The organism is Amphibacillus xylanus NBRC 15112 (assembly GCF_000307165.1).
Lineage (GTDB): Bacteria > Bacillota > Bacilli > Bacillales > Amphibacillaceae > Amphibacillus > Amphibacillus xylanus.
On record NC_018704.1, the window covers coordinates 849,696 to 868,846 of the forward strand.

General features: G+C 36.3%; 14 protein-coding genes and 1 pseudogene. 13 read left to right on the forward strand and 2 right to left on the reverse strand.

Annotation, left to right across the window (positions count from 1 at the left end; all coding sequences use genetic code 11):
• Positions 1-17: 17 nt before the first annotated feature.
• From sufD to yunB, 8 genes are all read left to right on the forward strand, one after another.
• Positions 18-1,325: a Fe-S cluster assembly protein SufD gene (gene sufD, locus AXY_RS04235; RefSeq protein WP_015009548.1), complete on the forward strand. Its 1,308-nt coding sequence runs from the start codon at positions 18-20 to the stop codon at positions 1,323-1,325.
• A 1-nt stretch (position 1,326) separates the two neighbouring features.
• Positions 1,327-2,547 (forward strand): cysteine desulfurase, encoded by a 1,221-nt coding sequence (locus AXY_RS04240; protein WP_015009549.1) that lies wholly within the window; start codon positions 1,327-1,329, stop codon positions 2,545-2,547.
• A complete protein-coding gene (gene sufU / locus AXY_RS04245) occupies positions 2,537-2,974 on the forward strand; it encodes a Fe-S cluster assembly sulfur transfer protein SufU (RefSeq protein ID WP_015009550.1) in 438 nt (145 codons plus the stop codon). Before AXY_RS04240 ends, sufU begins: the two co-directional genes overlap by 11 nt.
• A gap of 33 nt (positions 2,975-3,007) precedes the next feature.
• Positions 3,008-4,405 (forward strand): Fe-S cluster assembly protein SufB, encoded by a 1,398-nt coding sequence (gene sufB / locus AXY_RS04250; RefSeq protein WP_015009551.1) that lies wholly within the window; start codon positions 3,008-3,010, stop codon positions 4,403-4,405.
• A gap of 721 nt (positions 4,406-5,126) precedes the next feature.
• Positions 5,127-5,702, forward strand: a complete 576-nt coding sequence (locus AXY_RS04255; RefSeq protein WP_015009552.1) for an ATP-binding cassette domain-containing protein — start codon at positions 5,127-5,129, stop codon at positions 5,700-5,702.
• A gap of 146 nt (positions 5,703-5,848) precedes the next feature.
• Entirely contained in the window at positions 5,849-7,240 is a 1,392-nt protein-coding gene (locus AXY_RS04260; protein ID WP_015009553.1) for a bifunctional metallophosphatase/5'-nucleotidase, read from the forward strand.
• A gap of 102 nt (positions 7,241-7,342) precedes the next feature.
• The gene (locus AXY_RS04265) at positions 7,343-8,419 is read left to right on the forward strand and encodes an HD-GYP domain-containing protein (RefSeq protein WP_015009554.1); all 1,077 of its coding nucleotides are present in this window, start codon (positions 7,343-7,345) and stop codon (positions 8,417-8,419) included.
• Positions 8,420-8,477: 58 nt separating this feature from the next.
• A complete protein-coding gene (gene yunB, locus AXY_RS04270) occupies positions 8,478-9,239 on the forward strand; it encodes a sporulation protein YunB (RefSeq protein WP_155835466.1) in 762 nt (253 codons plus the stop codon).
• A 145-nt stretch (positions 9,240-9,384) separates the two neighbouring features.
• Here the strand turns inward: yunB and AXY_RS04275 are convergent.
• Both AXY_RS04275 and AXY_RS12905 read right to left on the reverse strand, forming a co-directional pair.
• Positions 9,385-9,729: pseudogene (locus tag AXY_RS04275) on the reverse strand (RNA-guided endonuclease TnpB family protein); the annotation flags it as partial.
• Complete coding sequence (locus AXY_RS12905; RefSeq protein ID WP_172634995.1) at positions 9,666-9,965, reverse strand: hypothetical protein; 300 nt, start codon at positions 9,963-9,965, stop codon at positions 9,666-9,668. The gene AXY_RS12905 and the pseudogene AXY_RS04275, both read right to left, overlap by 64 nt.
• 395 nt (positions 9,966-10,360) lie before the next feature.
• Here AXY_RS12905 and AXY_RS04280 point away from each other — a divergent pair, with 395 nt between their 5' ends.
• From AXY_RS04280 to AXY_RS04300, 5 genes are all read left to right on the forward strand, one after another.
• Positions 10,361-10,561 (forward strand): helix-turn-helix domain-containing protein, encoded by a 201-nt coding sequence (locus tag AXY_RS04280; protein ID WP_015009558.1) that lies wholly within the window; start codon positions 10,361-10,363, stop codon positions 10,559-10,561.
• Positions 10,562-10,572: 11 nt separating this feature from the next.
• Entirely contained in the window at positions 10,573-12,360 is a 1,788-nt protein-coding gene (locus tag AXY_RS04285; RefSeq protein WP_015009559.1) for a type I restriction-modification system subunit M, read from the forward strand.
• The gene (locus AXY_RS04290) at positions 12,350-13,600 is read left to right on the forward strand and encodes a restriction endonuclease subunit S (protein WP_070104672.1); all 1,251 of its coding nucleotides are present in this window, start codon (positions 12,350-12,352) and stop codon (positions 13,598-13,600) included. Before AXY_RS04285 ends, AXY_RS04290 begins: the two co-directional genes overlap by 11 nt.
• A gap of 14 nt (positions 13,601-13,614) precedes the next feature.
• A complete protein-coding gene (locus AXY_RS04295) occupies positions 13,615-16,644 on the forward strand; it encodes a type I restriction endonuclease subunit R (RefSeq protein WP_015009561.1) in 3,030 nt (1,009 codons plus the stop codon).
• A gap of 980 nt (positions 16,645-17,624) precedes the next feature.
• Entirely contained in the window at positions 17,625-19,118 is a 1,494-nt protein-coding gene (locus tag AXY_RS04300; protein WP_015009562.1) for a glycoside hydrolase family 5 protein, read from the forward strand.
• The last annotated feature ends 33 nt before the right edge of the window (positions 19,119-19,151 follow it).

Below are 19,151 nucleotides of genomic sequence, written 5' to 3' on the forward strand. Positions count from 1 at the left end.
AGGAGAGGAGAGATTGTATGTCAGTAGAAATGTTGGAAGGCTACACGACAGATTATATTGAAAGATTTTCACAACAAAACAACGAACCTGATTGGATGAAAACACTTCGGACTGACGCATTAAAGCAAGCTGAACAGCTTGAAATGCCAAAGCCTGATAAAACAAAAATTAATCGCTGGGACTTTTCGACGTTTTCACACGAAGGAGAGGCTAAAGAAATCTCTACTCTTGTCGATCTCCCTGATCAGATTAAAAAGTTTGTTAATTTAGATTCTGATGATCAGAACTTAGTGATCCTACGTAATCAATTTAATAGCTATCAATCATTATCAGATGATTTAAAAGCAAAAGGTGTTATCTTCACTGATATTTTCACAGCATTAAGAGAACATGCTGATTTAGTTAAAAAATATTATATGACTGAAGCAGTAAGTGTCGATGAACATAAATTAACTGCTGTCCATGCTGCATTAATGAATGGTGGTGTTTTCTTATACGTACCGAAAAATGTTGTGATTGAAACACCATTACAAGCAATTTTCTGGCAGGAAGATAGAGATTTAGCTTTATTTAATCATGTCATTATTGTTGCTGAAGAAAATAGCCAGGTCACATATGTAGAAAACTATTTATCTGACCATGAAGAAACAAAAACAGTTGCTAACGTCATTGCAGAAGTATTTGCTATGGATAATGCTTCAATTTCTTATGGTTCTGTTGATAATTTTGCTTATGGCACAACTTCTTATATTAATCGTCGTGGGGTAGCAGGGCGTGATGCGATAATTAATTGGGCACTTGGTCAAATGAATGATGGTAACACGTTATCAGAAAACGTTACGCATTTAATCGGAGATAATTCTTTCTGTTATGCAAAAGCAGTTTCGGTTGGACGTGGCGATCAAGTTCAAAACTTTACTGCGAAAACAATTAATTATGGTAAATCATCTAATGGTCTGATTTTACAGCATGGTGTCATGAAAGATAGTGCGACAGGTATTTTCCACGGAATCGGGAAAATTGAACATGGCGCGACGAAAGCTAACGCAGAACAAGAATCACGTGTCTTAATGTTAAATAAAGATGCGCGTGGTGATGCGAACCCAATTCTATTAATTGATGAAGATGATGTAACTGCAGGACACGCGGCATCAGTCGGTCGTGTTGATCCACTCCATCTTTATTATTTAATGAGCCGTGGTATTTCAAGACGTGAAGCTGAACGCTTAATTATTCATGGTTTCTTAGCTCCAGTTGTTTCAAGTATTCCGATTGAAGCGGTTCGTAATCAACTAACAGATGTTATTGAAAGGAAAGTTTACTAAGATGGATATTCAGACAATCCGTGCTGACTTTCCCTTACTTGATCAAGAAGTTAATGGTCACAGGTTAGTTTACTTGGACTCTGCTGCAACAGCACAAAAACCAATTCAGGTTATTGAAGCAGTAAATGAATATTATCGACTTAATAATGCTAACGTTCACCGCGGTGTGCATACAATTGGCACACGTGCAACAGAGCAATACGAAGGATCAAGAGATCGCGTTAAGCAATTTATTAATGCCAAACACCGAGAAGAAATTATTTTTACTAGAGGTACAACATCAGCAATTAATATCGTTGCTATGAGCTACGGAGATCAAAATTTAACTCCTGATGATGAAATAGTCATCACGCAAATGGAACACCACAGTAATATTATTCCTTGGCAACAGCTCAGTAAAAGAACGGGTGCGAAATTAACTTATATCCCGTTGGAAGCAGATGGAACGATCACGTTGGCTAAAGTCGAGGAAACAATTACTGAGAAAACTAAAATTGTGGCAATTACTCACGTATCGAATGTCCTTGGTACAATTAATCCGATCAAGGAAATTGCTGCTATTGCACACAAGAATGGTGCCGTATTATTAGTTGACGGTGCGCAAAGTGTTCCGCATATATCTGTTGATGTTCAAGAGCTTGATTGTGATTTTTATGCTTTTTCTGGCCATAAAATGTGTGGTCCAACAGGAATCGGTGTACTATACGGTAAGAAATCTTTGCTCGAAAAAATGGAGCCAGTTGAATTTGGCGGTGAGATGATCGATTTTGTTGATCTCTATGATTCAACGTGGAAGGAATTGCCGTGGAAGTTCGAAGGCGGGACCCCAATTATTGCAGGGGCAATTGGACTGAAAGCAGCAATTGATTATTTAGAAGCAATTGGTTTAGATAATATTGCACTACACGAAAAAGAACTTGTTAACTATGCCCTTGAGCAAATTAGCACGATTGAAGGGATTGAAGTATATGGCCCAGCGCAACGTGCTGGCTTAATTACCTTTAATTTAACTGATGTGCATCCGCATGATACTGCGACAGTTTTAGATACAGAAGGTATTGCGGTTCGTGCTGGTCATCATTGTGCTCAGCCATTAATGAAATGGCTCAATGTAACGGCAACAGCTCGGGCAAGTTTTTATTTATATAATACGCATGAAGATGTTGATCGTTTCATTGCTGGATTAAAGAAAACAAAGGAGTTTTTCACCGATGTCTTTTAACAATTTAGATAGCTTGTATCGACAGGTTATAATGGATCATTATAAAAATCCCCGAAATCATGGAACGTTACCGGATAATTCTTTGACGCTTGAGATGAATAATCCAACCTGTGGAGATCGAATTGAAATACACTTAATGATAGAAGATGATCGGATTACAGATGTTAAGTTTGAAGGGGAGGGCTGTTCAATTAGTTTAGCTTCAGCATCAATGATGACAGAGGCGATTAAAGGTCAAAAACTAATTGACGCACTTAAGATGTCAGAATCATTTTCTAAATTAATGCTTGGTGAAATCGATGAGCTATCTGATCCTGATATGGGTGACGCTGAGGCGCTTCAAGGTGTTTCTAAATTTCCGGCACGAATTAAATGTGCGACTTTAGCTTGGAAGGCAATGGAAAAGGCAACAAAACAGAGCGAATGATTTTCCCTAGCAAATTAATAAGGAGGGCTATTCATGGTAAAGAATGTACCTGAATTTAGTGAATATAAATACGGGTTTCATGATAAAGATATTTCAATTTTCCGTACCGAAAAAGGTCTTACTGAACAAATTGTAGAACAAATATCGGAAATGAAAAATGAACCCAAATGGATGCTTGAATATCGATTAAAAGCACTAGAGCATTTTTATAAACGACCAATGCCACAGTGGGGTGGCGATTTATCAGAACTAGATTTTGATGATTTAACATACTACGTAAAACCAACTGAAAAATCAGAACGCTCATGGGATGAAGTACCTGAAGAAATTAAACGGACATTTGACCGATTAGGTATTCCTGAAGCGGAGCAAAAGTATCTAGCTGGTGTATCTGCTCAGTATGAGTCAGAGGTTGTTTATCAAAGCTTGAAAAAAGATCTTGAAGAAATGGGAATCATTTTCCAAGATACGGATTCTGCACTACAAGAGCATGAAGAATTATTTAAGGAGTACTTTGGAACAGTTGTACCATATACAGATAATAAGTTCTCAGCTTTAAACTCTGCTGTTTGGTCTGGTGGTTCATTTATTTACGTGCCAAAAGGTGTGAAGAGTGATACACCATTACAAGCATACTTCCGAATTAACTCAGAAAACATGGGACAATTTGAACGAACATTGATTATTGTTGATGAAGGGGCTTCTGTGCATTATGTAGAAGGATGTACTGCGCCAACATTCTCATCAAGCTCACTACACAGTGCAGTTGTAGAAATTATTGTTAAGAAAGATGCATATTGCCGCTATACGACGATTCAAAACTGGGCAAATAACGTTTATAACCTCGTAACAAAACGTGCCACAGTAGGCGCAAATGGAACGATGGAATGGATTGATGGAAACTTAGGTTCTAAGTTAACGATGAAGTATCCTTCAATCATGCTGATGGGTGAAGGTGCTCGTGGAAATACATTATCAATTGCGCTTGCAGGTAAAGGTCAAGTTCAGCATGCTGGTGCGAAAATGTTCCACCTTGCACCAAATACATCATCAACGATTGTATCGAAGTCAATTTCACATAGTGGTGGAAACGTGTCATATTTAGGACTTGTTCACTTTGGACGGAAAGCAGATGGAGCACGTGCGAATATCGAGTGTGACACGATGATTATGGATAATCAATCATCATCAGATACGATTCCGTATAACGAAATCTTAAATGATAATATTTCACTAGAGCACGAAGCTAAGGTTTCAAAAGTATCAGAAGAACAATTATTCTACTTGATGAGCCGTGGATTAAGTGAAATTGAAGCAACAGAAATGATTGTAATGGGCTTTATCGAACCATTTACAAAAGAACTACCAATGGAATATGCTGTTGAGATGAACAGATTAATCGCCTTCGAGATGGAAGGTTCGATTGGTTAAGACACTAAAATCCTTGATATCAATAGTGTTAACGGTTGGTTGAATTTACAACATTTCATTTTGCCAACTTTTTGCTACGTTCGATTAGCTATGGCTAAAAAGCTTGCTCTTCAAATAAAAAACTCTTGCTGCATGAATACTTGTAGCAAGAGTCTATGGTTGTACAATATATAACGTTGGTGAGTTTGAAAACTTACTAACGTTATTTTTTGGTTCAATGTCAAATAGTGTTGGTAGGTTTTATAATTGAATGAATTTCATAATGACTTAATTAGCTATAAAACACGAACAATTGGGTTACAGGTGACGCGGTGATTTCCACTCTAGGCGGACGCTTTCCGCGGGATCGGCCTCAGCTAATTGATAAAAGCTTTCCAAGCTTTTATCACTGGATCTTCGGACACGATTGTTCCCGCTGGAGTCGCCGCCTGCCGTTCTAATCACTTGATTAGGCTTCTTTATTTACGTATGATATTGTATTTTCATTTGTAATTGTTCGTGTTCTTAACTAGATTTTTGTATTATGAAATTGACTCAATTAGTCGAGAATATATATATTAGCTTTAATAAAGATACAACTTGTTTACCGCAGGCGAAATACACTTGCTTTCCGCGGACACGCTTTTAGCTAACTCAGGCAAGCAAAGTGCGCTTGACTGATTGCAACTCTAATTCAGGAATAATCATTTAAAATTTAAGCTATGCATATGAAGATAAACAAGTGTTAGATAACATTAATCAGGTATTTGACTTAGGGAAGAAATACGCGATCGTGGGTACGAGTGGTAGTGGCAAAACAACGCTTCTCAATATCCTAAATGGAAAGCTAACAGATTATCCAGGATCGGTTAAGTTCAATGGCTATGAATTAAACTCGATCTCAGGTGATAGTTTAAGGGAATCCATTTTATATCTCGATCAGCAGCCATATATATTTGATGGGACAATTCGGGACAATATTACGTTAGATGAATCCTTTACAGAAGGCGAAATCAATCATGCAATCGCAAAAAGTGCCTTACAAGATGTGATTGACCTTCTACCAAATGGAATCGATACATCAATTGGTGAAGGTGGTCGTTTATTATCAGGAGGACAAAAGCAGCGCCTAGCATTAGCAAGGGGTTTGATTAGAGGCAAAAAAATTGAGGCAACCTCTAGCCTTGATCAAAAGAATGCATTAGAAATTGAAAAAAATCTGCTTGAGCAAAATGATCTCACTGTCATTATGATTACGCATCATTTACGAGAAGAAATTCGAGAATACATTGATGACGTACTTTCACTATCATCTTAATCTATAAATATAGGAAAAGAGAACTTATTTCGATTAGTTATATCTAGAAATAAGTTCTTTTTTTATTTTGACGATAACTTGTAAACATAAATTGGTGCTATAATAATTAAAAAGTACAGCTTTGTTTAGATAGGGGTTTTTCAGTTATGCGGGAGGAACTTTATTTCTACTATACGAGTGATTTACATAGTTATTTTGATAATTGGCCTAAAATCATGACTTTTCTAAAAAAGAAAATTGCGCTTAGAGTTAACAAGCAGCAAGATTATTTTTTATTGGATAATGGTGATCATCTTGATCGAGTAAATCCGATTACAGAAGCATTAAAAGGAAAAGGCAATGTTGAGTTATTAAATTTAGCTAACTATGACATTATTAATCTTGGTAATAATGAGGGGATCACACTTACGAAAGCAGAACTTTCAAGTCTATATGATCAGGCAAGCTTTAACGTAGCTTGTGCCAATTTAGAGAGTCAGACAAATGATTCTCCAGATTGGCTAAAACCATATCACATATTGGTTACTGCTTCTGGAATAAAGATTGCTGTAATTGGTCTAACAGCTCCATTTAATGATTTTTATCATCCACTAGGTTGGAGAGCTAATGATCCGTATGAAACGTTAGATAAATATATTGATAGACTTAAGGAAGAAAGCGATCTGATCATTTTATTATCTCACCTTGGAGTAAATCCTGATCGGAAAATTGCTGAGCAATTCCCTGAAATTGATGTCATCATTGGTGGACATACACATCATCTTTTTAAAACTGAAGAACGACATCATCAAGCGATTCTTACAGGGGTAGGGAAATCGGGCTTTTATGTTGGAGAGTTAGCTCTAACGTGGGATCATCAAGAAAAACGTCTGATCAAGAAGCATGCTATTGCTCATCCAATCAAGGATGAATTACCAGACCCACAAGTGCTCGAATTGCTTAAGCGCCAAGAAATAGAGTCTGAGAGAATGTTGCAGAAGGAAGTTACTAGATTACCTCTACCGTTAAAGGTAGATTGGTATGAAGAAACGCTATTAATTAAACATTTAACGAAAACATTGAAAGAATGGACAAATGCTGACGTTGCCATGTTAAATGCAGGTCTTTTACTTAACGGTTTTAAACAAGGATTGGTTACAGAATATGACGTGCATCGTAATTGTCCGCATCCGATTAATCCGTGCGTTGTTGTGGTAACGGGTCAAGAGCTAATAGAAATTGTTCGCGCAGGATTAGCCGAAGAATATCAACGCATTCGTGTTAAGGGTTATGGTTTTCGAGGAGAAGTAATGGGTAAGTTAGTTTATGCTGGCCTAGATTGTCATAGAGATCCAGTGAGTGGAGGTCAGGACTTGTGTGATCACTTAACAATTAACGGTCACTCACTCGTTTTAGATAAAACGTATCGGTTAGCTACGGCGGATATGTTTACATTTGAACATTTGTCTCCATTTATCGCTCAGGCTAAGTCAAAACAGTTTTTCTTACCAGAGTTTATGAGAGATTTGTTGCGACAAACATTGCGACAACTTGCATAGGGATAAATTAGCATTTAAAAAGTTAAAAAATTTGACGATATATAAAAATAGGCTTAATAATTTAATTTAATTATTTATTTAAACGAAGGTTAGGAGACCATTATGAGATTAGTCACAACACGGGGATTAAAAGAAGGACATGAATTGGCCAAGCCAATCTATAATGATAAAGGAAGAGTTTTAGTTCAAAGTCATGTCAAGCTAACACGACCAATTATCAACCGCTTATTAGAATTAGGTGTTACTTTTGTTTATGTAAAAGATGAGCTTTCTGAAGATATTGTCATTCACTCAACGGTTTCAGAACAAGTGAAGGCAGATTCAATCAATACAGTTAAGTCTCTTTTTCACTCGTTTAAAGATACCGGTTTTAAAGAAAGCTCATACTTGTTAGATAAAACTACACAAAAGATGACATCGATTGTTGATACATTAATCAACCAAATTCAATCGAATGATCAAATGCTTACGCTCATGTCAGATATATTTATTAGTGATGATTATTTATTCGAGCATTCTGTTGATGTGACGATTTATACGATTGCACTTGCTAATGAATTAAAGCTTTCAAATGATCAAATTAGAGAAACTGGCTTAGGGGCTTTACTCCATGATATTGGTAAAGTATTTATTCCAGAAGGTATATTAAAGAAGACAAGTCAATTGACAGCTGGTGAGTTTGAGACAATAAAAACACACCCTGAGTTAGGGTTTGAATATTTACGAAAAACAGACTTTCCATTGCTTGTTGCGCATTGTGCGTATCAACATCATGAACGATTAAACGGTTCAGGATATCCGCGCGGTTTAATCGGTGATGAGATCCATACGTATGGAAAAATTCTCGCGATTGCAGACGTGTTTAGTGCGGTGACAAGTGATCGTGTATATAGAGAAGCCATGCTACCACAAGAAGGACTGGAAATCTTATATGCCGGTAGTGGGACATTATTTGATCAAGAAATGATTCGGATCTTTCGAGATAGCATTACAGTTTATCCTAACGGTGTGACAGTTGAGTTAAACAACGGTGCCCATGCCATCGTCGTTAAACAAAATAATAAATTACCTAATCGACCAATTGTACGAGTATTTAGTCATCATGATCAAGTCGTTAAACCATATGACCTAGATCTTGCTAAAGAATTGAATCTAACAGTTGTCGGCTATAAGCTATAAACAATGCCTAAACTATACCCTCCTAGCATATATATAATTTATGTTAGGAGGGATTGTTGTGTGGCGAAGAAACAGACGGTATGTTGGAACAAAAAAAGATATATTTGCGCTAACAACAGTTATTTTTTTCTTAATTGTATTTTTAAGTATAGTCTATGTAAATAATCGTATTAAACCGATATTATTAGAAATTGCTGAAACAAGAAATGAACAGTATGCTAATATGGCAATGGCCGTTGCGATTGGCAATAAAATTAACGATGATTTAGAACTAGGTGAGTTAATTTTATTTCAGTATGATCAAAATGGACGAGTCGTGAGCTATCAAGTTAATTCAGCTCTTGAAGCACAAATTCAACGGAATATTCAAAAACGAGTCGAGCAATTTTTGAAATTACTCGAACGGGGAGCAGTTCCTGATCCAGTCGCTTTAAATGAACTAGATATTACTGATGATGAGATTGACTTAATCCGACAACAAGCGAGCTTAATTGAAATTCCATTAGGTCAAGCGTTCGGTGTACCGCTATTAGCAAACTTAGGACCAAAAATACCTGTTAACTTAGAGGTGATTGGTTTCGTTAATACGAAGGTTGAGACGCTCATTACAGGGATGAAAATTAATAGTATTCATATTGAGCCGATTGTCCATATAAATGTTGAAATTAGAACCGTGATTCCATTCGGCTCTAAAACAGCTACAATCGATCAATCAATTCCAATTGGTAGCGGTGGCTTTAGTGGCGAAGTACCTCTTTATTATAACGCCAATCCGGAAAATGACCTGCCACTTACTATTCCATTACAACCTGTAGAGTAATAGGTAAACGTATCAATTTAGTGTGAATGATATTTGAACCTCTCATGGCTAAAGCCACGAGATTCTTGGGTAGTCCGCTCTACTGAGCAGAATGAGTACATGATGTACCACCAAGCTATCCCCGCAGTTCCTGCGGTTACTGCGATTATGCAGATAGTAGTCTTTTGCCTTCGGCAAGAATATTCAAACTTGCGTTTACATCCCTATCCCATTCACTATAGCAAGAAGGACACTTCCATTGTCGCAAGTTAAGATCTTTAACCTCTTTGTTTTGGTATCCACAACACGAACAGCGTTGAGAGGAAGCGAACGTTTTGCCTACGACAACGACAGTACGTTCATGCCACTTTGCCTTGTATTCAAGCATCGTTCTGAATTGATACCAGGATACTTCGCTAATTGCTTTGGCAAGTTTGTGGTTCTTCATCATGTTAGACACTTGCAAATCTTCAATCGCAATGATGTCGTGGCTTTTGACAATATGCACGGACTTTTCTCGATATAAGAGTTCGGGAAATAAGCAAATATATTTTGTGCAATTTCGTTTAGCTCTCCCGCTTCATTGACACAGTCATCTAAATCGACAGCACAAATGTCATGGCTGACAATAAAGCCTATGCCAGTATAGTCATCCATGACTTTCACCACATCTTCATACGAAGAAAAAGTACTTAAATCATTTGAACTCGCACGACTGCCTGTCCTTGCGTTATATGGTACTTTCATTTTTCTTCTTTCCAGCAACAAAATATATCGTGCTCTTTCATTTCCGCTGGAATACTTTCAATGTCACTCACAGAAAACATACACCTCCTTTGACTTTAATTTGTTTAGCTATTCAATTGTCAAGGAACAATGAGGGAATCTTTCTATCTGTGTGTTTGTCTAATCTGTCTTTTCACTTATGAACCTCTCGACAAGTTTCACAGTTGTAAATATGTCCTTCACCTATATGCGAATAATTTCACCGATTCGAACCCCTTTTTTTAAAAAAAGAAAATCAGTTCTATTTGAATTGACAAAAATAGACGAATATCATATTTTCAAGTGACTGTTTCACGTCTTCGTGATATGATGTTAGATAGGTAGACAGAAGTCGTTCAAGATAAGGAGGAAGTGAAATGGGTGTACGATATGAGAAATTATTTCACTTATTAGATGAACGAAATATGACAACAAGAGAATTAGAAAAACAAGCAGGTTATTCGGGGAATATTACGACACGGATGAGAAGAAATGAATATATTTCACTTGAGAGTATTGAAAAGATATGCAGGACTTTGAATTGTCGTGTCCATGATATTTTAGAATTTGAGAAATAGGAGCGAACAAAATGAATGAATTTAATCGAAACTTACAAACATCAATTAATGTACAAAGACAAGCAAACTTAATCTGGAGTGTTGCGGATATTTTACGCGGACTTTATAAACCTCATGAGTATGGAAAGGTCATTTTACCGATGACAGTGATCAAGCGTTTGCATGATACATTAAAACCAACTCGTGATGCTGTATTAAATGTCGCAAAGAAAACAGAAAATATGAATGAAACTATGCGTAACAAAATGCTAACAAAAGCATCTGGCTATTCTTTCTACAACACAAACCTTTATACATTTGAAACATTGCTTGCAGATCCAGCAAACATTGAAACAAACTTTAGAGCCTATTTAAATGGTTTTTCGGAAAATATGCAGGATATTCTAGCTAACTTTAAATTCGATTTAGAGATTAGTAATCTAGCAGAAAACGATCGCCTCTTTTATGTCATTCAGGAATTTAGTAAAAAAGAAGTTGATCTAGGACCAGACAAGATGACGAGTACAGACATGGGATATGTCTTTGAAGAACTTGTCAGAAAATTCTCAGAAAGTTATAACGAGGAAGCTGGGGCACACTTTACGAGCAGGGATGTTATTTATTTAATGACAGATTTACTCTTAGTTGAAGATCAGGATACTTTAACTGGAAAAGATGTGGTGAAGACAGTTTATGACCAAACGATGGGAACATCACAAATGTTGTCAGCCATGACAGAACGAATTCATGAGATGAATGAAAGTGCAGAAGTTGCAACCTTTGGTCAAGAATTAAACCCTGAAACATACGCAATCGCAAAGGCTGATACGATGATTCGTGGAGGAAATCCAGACAATATGGCATTAGGCAGTACCCTATCAAAAGATGCTTTCGAAGGCTATACTTTTGACTACTGTATTTCTAACCCGCCATTTGGGATTGATTGGAAGAGTGACCAAAATGCTGTAAAGGCTGAACATGAACTTGGTGAAAATGGGCGATTTGGGGTTGGACTACCAAGAATCAGTGATGGGCAATTATTGTTTCAGTTAAACGGGATTTCAAAGTTAAAAGAGACTGGACGAATGGCAATTATTCATAACGGATCGGCATTGTTTTCTGGTAATCCAGGAGCAGGTGAAAGTTTAATTCGACAGTATGTCATTGAAAATGATTGGTTAGAAGCTATTGTACAACTTCCGAATGATTTATTTTATAACACAGGTATTTCGACATACATATGGATTATCACGAAAAACAAAACTCAAGAACGTCAAGGAAAAGTGCAGCTCATTGATGCATCAAAAATGTTTGAAAAGCGTAGGAAGAACATTGGTGAAAAGCGTGTTGATATTTCGGAAGAATGCCGTGACATGATTGTCAAAGCTTATGGAGAGTTTACTAATGATGAATATTACTTAGATGAACGTGTTGTTGAATCGAAAATCTTTGATAATGAAGAATTTGGTTTTACACGTGTCACTGTCGAAAGTCCGCTGAAAGATGAAAACGGAGAAATTGAACGTAAAAAGAATGGGGATCCAAAACCAGATCCAAAACTTCGCGACACAGAGGATATCCCTTTAACAGAAGATATTGATGATTATTTTGAGCGGGAAGTATTACCTTTCAACCCAGATGCCTGGATGGATCGTTCAAAAGACAAGATCGGTTATGAAATTCCCTTTACGAGACTTTTCTATAAGTACACAGCACCAGAACCATCAGAAGTTATTGCTGAACGGATTAAAAAATTAGAAGAGTCAATCGTTGCAAACTTCCAAGCACTATCAGGGAAGGATGTGGAGAATGTTGACTAGGAAAATGAAAGACAGCGGAATTGAGTGGATTGGGGAAATACCGGAGGATTGGGAAGTTTCCAAAATAGGTTCACATTATATTGAAAGAACCGATAAGGTTTCCGACTTAGACTTTGAACCTTTATCGGTTACTAAAAATGGAATAGTCCCACAACTAGAAACAGCAGCCAAATCATCTAATCATAATAATAGGAAGTTAGTTTTAAAAAATGATTTTGTAATTAATTCGCGATCAGATAGAAAGATGTCTGCAGGTATTTCATCTATGGATGGTTCGGTTTCAGTTATAAATACTGTTCTCTATTCTTATACAATAGATAGAGATTATACAAAGTATTTATTAAAGAATTATGCCTTTGCTGAAGAATTTTATAGATGGGGTACGGGAATTGTAGACGACTTATGGTCTACGAAATGGTTAAAAATGAAAAATATATCTATTCCAGTCCCACCAAATGATAAACAAAAGCAAATAGGACAAACGTTAGATCGCTTAACTCAAAATACTAATAATATCATTACACAAACCCAACAATCCATCGAAGAACTAAAAAAATACAAACAATCACTGATCACAGAAGCAGTTACAAAAGGCTTAGACCCGAATGTGGAAATGAAAGATAGTGGGATTGAGTGGATTGGGAAGATTCCGAAACATTGGAGTGTTAGAAAGATAAGTAACTATTTTTCCCAAGTGAAAGATAAAAACGATGAACTTGAGGAGGAGAACTTACTATCCCTATCCTACGGTTCAATAATTAGAAGAAATATCAATTCTACCGATGGTTTATTACCTGCCAATTTTAAAAATTACAATATTGTTGAATCCGGTGATATTGTATTAAGGATGACGGATTTGCAAAATGATAAAGTGAGTTTAAGAACAGGATTTGTAACAGAAAAAGGGATTATAACTTCTGCTTATATAACGATTAGAACGGATCATAAAAATGTAATATTACCAAAATACATTCGACTGTATTTACATTCTTTCGATATTTATAAAGGGTTCTATGGAATGGGAAGTGGTGTGCGTCAAAACGTTACTTATAATGATATTAAAAAAATAGAAGTTATTGTTCCATCTATAAATGAACAACGTCAAATCGTCTCCTACCTAGACGAACAAACATCTCGTATCGATAAATTGATTGAGGACAAAACAAAAATAATCGAGGAACTTGAAGATTATAAGAAGTCCTTAATCTATGAATATGTGACAGGGAAAAAAGAAGTGTAAGGGGGGTAAGTTTCATGCTTGAGAAAAAGGAAATTCGCTTTGAGCAAGATATTGAAACAGTACTAACAAGTGAAGGTGGTTGGCAGTCTGTGTCTTTTGCCGAAACCAACTATGATCCTTCTATTGGAATGGATGCTATTGTCCTGATTGATTTCATTCAAGAAACCCAACCACGTGCTTGGAAGCGGTATGTTTCTATTTATAAAGAAGCTGCGGTAGACCGTTTTATAAGGCGTTTTAATGAAGAAGTAACAACACATGGTCTACTACACGTTCTACGCAAGGGCATTCGTGACCGTGGTGTTCATTTCCGTGTCATTTATTTCCGTCCTGTTTCATCCATCAGTTATGATAACTTGAAGCTATATGAAGCTAATCGTTTTCACTGTATTCGCCAGTTTTATTATAGTGCAAACAATCGTAACTCGATTGACATGGTACTCGCTGTCAACGGTATACCTCTTGTCGCTTTGGAGTTGAAAAATCAATATACAGGCCAAAGTGTTGAACATGCAAGACTACAATTTGAACAAAATCGTGACCCAAGAGAACTTGTTTTTCAGTTTAACACACGGTTTCTCGTATATTTTGCGGTAGATCATTACGATGTCTACATGACAACGAAACTAGCTAGAAATAAGACATATTTTCTTCCATTTAACCAAGGCTCCAATGGTCCAGGAAATGTTGGTGGTGCAGGAAATCCAGCTAATGCTGATGGTTATCCAACTGCCTATTTATGGGAAGAAGTGTTACAGCGCAATCAACTTATGGATATTATCGAACGGTTTATGAACCTAGAAGTGAAGAAGAATATTCTTATATTTCCACGTTATCACCAGCTAGATGTCGTGAAAAAGTTAGTTGCAGATACAAAAGAATATGGAGCGGGTAAAAATTACTTAATTCAACATTCAGCAGGGTCAGGAAAATCGAATAGTATCGCTTGGCTGGCTTATCATTTGGCTTCTTTACATAATCAAGAGGATGAGCCAATCTTTAGCTCTATCATTATCGTGACAGACCGAACTGTCTTAGATAGGCAGTTACAAGATACATTACTCAGTTTTGAACATACGACTGGTCAAGTTGAAACAATCGGGGATAATAAAACGTCCCAACATTTAAAAGATGCTATTAATAATAGAAAGAAAATTATTATTACAACATTGCAAAAATTCCCTGTCATTTACGATGAGATAGATAGTGTGGCTGGACGAAATTTTGCTGTCATTGTGGATGAAGCACATTCCTCTCAAACAGGATCAAGTGCACAAAAGTTAAAGCAAGCTTTAGCAGATAAAGAAGCATCTTTAAAGGAATATCAAGAAATTGAAGAAGAAATTGAAAACCAATCTTTAGATGATCAAGACCAACTAGTGCAAACACTACTTTCGCAAGGTCAGCATAACAATTTGAGCTTCTTTGCCTTTACAGCCACACCGAAAGAAAAGACGATTGAAATGTTCGGGACAAGGCAAAAAGATGGTAGCTATCGACCTTTTCATATTTACTCCATGCGTCAAGCGATAGAAGAAGGGTTTATATTAGATGTTCTTAAAAATTATATGACTTATAAGACCTCTTACCGAATCGCAAAAGAAATTGAAGATAACCCTGAATTACCAAAAACAGAAGCGGTTCGTGCGATTGCTAGATACCAATCTTTTCATCCTTGGGTTTTGCGTCAGAAAACAGAGATTATGATTGAACAGTTCAGAGAAGTAACGAAAAAAGCGATTAACGGTCGAGCAAAGGCAATGATTGTTACATCATCAAGATTACACGCAGTCAGATATATGAAAGAGTTTAAGCAATATATTGAGGAAAAAGGTTATAAAGATTTAGATGTCCTCGTTGCGTTTTCAGGAACAGTCAATGATGATGGAGAAGAATATACGGAACCTAAACTAAATATCACAAAGTCTGGAGAACGGATTCAAGAAAATCAATTGAAAGAAACTTTCCATAGCGATGATTTTAATTTACTGATCGTTGCAGAGAAATATCAAACAGGCTTTGATGAACCATTACTTCACACGATGTTTGTCGATAAGAAATTACGTGGTGTGAAAGCAGTACAAACTTTATCACGCTTAAATCGAACCATGCCAGGTAAAAAAGATACTTTTGTTTTAGATTTTGTCAATACAGAAGAAGATATATTTGAAGCTTTCCAACCTTTCTATGAAGCGACAACATTAAAAGAAGAAATTAATATTAACCTTATTTATGATACACAAAGTAAATTAAGAAAGTTTTATGTTTATAATGATGACGACATTAAACAAGTAATGAAAATAAATGAACAAGCAGGTAATAAACAAGACGAACGATTACTTGGCAGATTATCCAGCCTATTCAAACCAATACTGGGTCGTTATGAGGAACTAGAAGAAGATGTGCAATATGATTTTAGAGTGACATTACGTAATTTTAATAAGTGGTATAACTACATTGCACAAATTGACCGAACTTTTGATAAAGATTTACTAGAGGAAAGTATCTTTACAGGTTTCTTACTTAAGTTTATCCCCAAGGAAAAGCGTGAAAAGATAAGTATTGATGATAAAGTAAAATTAGAATATTACAAATTACAAGAAGACTTTCAGGGAGAAATATCGCTTATAGCAGAAGATGATGGAAGCGGTATGTTAGAACATCCGGGCACTGTAGATGCAACTGTTAAACCGACAGATGAACATGATACATTAGAAGAAATCATCCAAAGAATCAACGAACGTTTCCCAGAAGATTTTACGGAGGGTGACCGTGTCCTAGTAGAAACAATGCACCGAACCCTTAGAAAAAGTGCAGATGCAAAATTAGTAAATATGGCAAGGAATAATAGTGTAGAAATGTTTGAAAATAATTTGTTTAAAGAACAGTTTCAAGACTTTATTATTGAACAGTATACTGAAAATCAATCTGCATATGAAAAATTGTTCGATGCTGACCAATCATACTACAATACAATTTATTCATTCATTGCAAAAGATTTGTATAAGTGGTTAAGGTCACAAACACCTGATAATTATGCTTAAATATCAAATTGTTAATTTAGAGTTAAAGTGGTCCATATTTCATAAAAAGCGGGATGATTAGAGTTGAAGTTATTCAATTAAAATGGGAAGGTCCTTTTCGTATCGAAGATTTAAGGTCACTAAACAACTACGAAAACGGATTATGGCATCTATCAAATTTATGGAAATCACCTTGTCTACGGAGAAAATGTTCTATTATATATTGGACAAGCAAATGAGCAGACTTTTTATACGAGAATAACACAACACTCGTATTGGTTAGAAAATCATTTCATCTTTTATATCGTTAGATTAAGTGGTCAAGTAACTCCATCACACGAAATATGGCATGATAAAATCAGTGCTGTAGAGCAACTATTAATTCATATTCATGCGCCAGCTTACAATACTGCAAACATTAATTCCGTTAATATAGATAAGGTTGGGCATCTACACATCTTAAATGTCGGTAAATATAAAAGTCTTTTACCTGAGGTATCAGGAACTCGTTGGTTGAGAGAAGAGGAAATGTTGACTGAAGATGTTTACAGGTATAAAGGATAATAAGTTATAGTTATTAAATAATAAAACCCGAGTATTGAACACAGTTTGTTCATTACTCGGGTTTTGTCTCCGCCTAAAGCCTGTCACTCCGCATATTTTATTTCCATCACTACTAGCACTCCCCCTTTGGTGGTTATTTTTATTTTTTGCGATAAATAAATTTTCGCCACAAAACCAATAAGTTAAGCTAATCGATAAGCTGAATTAGTATAATATAACTATTGAAAAGGTTTGAAAATCATGTTACTTTATAGTTTAAACGCCGATATGAATGCGTTTTCAATTAAGTTGTGGTTAACTTAATTATAATGATTTGATTTTAATTAATCTCATTGTCAATTTATTTTCAACTTAGTAATTTAAGAGGAAAGGAGCGATAACTTTCAGAGTAATTAAACTAAGGAGAAGGTAAAAGCATATAAAAAGGAGGAAGACGAGTGAAGTTAACTAAACTAAAACTATTGAGTAGTGTATTTTTTGTTGTATTAACTGTGTTAATGTTGTTTGTCCCTGGGAATATTGTGAATGTAAAAGCTGCTAACGGCTTTTATGTAAGCGATTCCAATCTGTATGATGCAAATGGAAATCAATTTGTTATGCGTGGGGTTAATCATGCCCATTCATGGTATAAGGACACGTATACCGAGGCAATTCCTGCAATTGCGGCTACAGGAGCGAATACTATCCGAATTGTATTATCTGATGGAGGGCAATACCAAAAAGATGATATAAACATAGTCAGAAATTTGATTGAAACCGCAGAAGCCAATAATTTAGTCGCTGTACTTGAGGTTCATGATGCTACTGGGTCGGATTCATTATCGGATTTGAACCGGGCTGTAGATTATTGGATTGAAATTAAAGATGCGTTAATTGGTAAAGAAGATACGGTGATCATAAACATTGTCAATGAATGGTATGGCACTTGGGATGGTCGTCTCTGGGCAGATGGTTATAAACAGGCGATACCGAGATTAAGAGATGCTGGATTAACACATACGTTGATGATTGATGCAGCAGGTTGGGGGCAATTTCCTAGCTCGATCCATCAATATGGTAGAGAAGTATTTAATGCAGATCGTTTAGGGAATACAATGTTTTCGATTCATATGTATGAATATGCTGGCGGTGATGATCAAATGGTTAGAGATAATATTAACGGTGTGATCAATCAAGACTTAGCTCTAGTGATTGGTGAATTTGGTCATTATCACACAGATGGCGATGTTGATGAAGATACGATTTTGAGTTACGCGGAGCAGACAGGTGTTGGTTGGTTAGCATGGTCATGGAAAGGCAATGGAACTGAGTGGGAGTATCTTGATCTATCAAATGATTGGGGAGGAAATTATTTAACATCTTGGGGTGACAGGATTGTAAATGGAGCAAATGGATTAAGAGAAACGAGTCAAATTGCTTCTGTTTTTTCAGGAAACAATGGCGGGACTCCTGGAAATGGTGAGGAAGAGACTCCTGGTGATGTAAGTCATTTCGCAAACTTCGAGAATGGTACTGAAGGTTGGGAAGCAAGCAATGTATCTGGTGGACCTTGGGCAACAAATGAATGGAGTGCTAGTGGTTCATATGCTTTAAAAGCCGATGCGCAATTAGCATCTGGAAGAGAACACTATTTATATCGAATCGGTCCCTTTAATTTATCTGGGTCAACATTAAACGCAACGGTAAGGGGTGCTAATTGGGGGAATTATGGATCTGGTATCGACGTGAAGCTATACGTTAAGTACGGAGATGGCTGGACGTGGAGAGATAGTGGTGTACAGACAATTAGAGCGGGAGAATCTATTGATCTATCACTAGATTTATCAAATGTTGATCGCTCAAACATTAGAGAAGTTGGTATCCAGTTTATTGGTGGAAATCATTCATCTGGAAAAACCGCTTTTTATGTTGATCATGTTTATTCACATTAGTAGAAAAGGGAATGCGAACTTAATCCTTTAAAA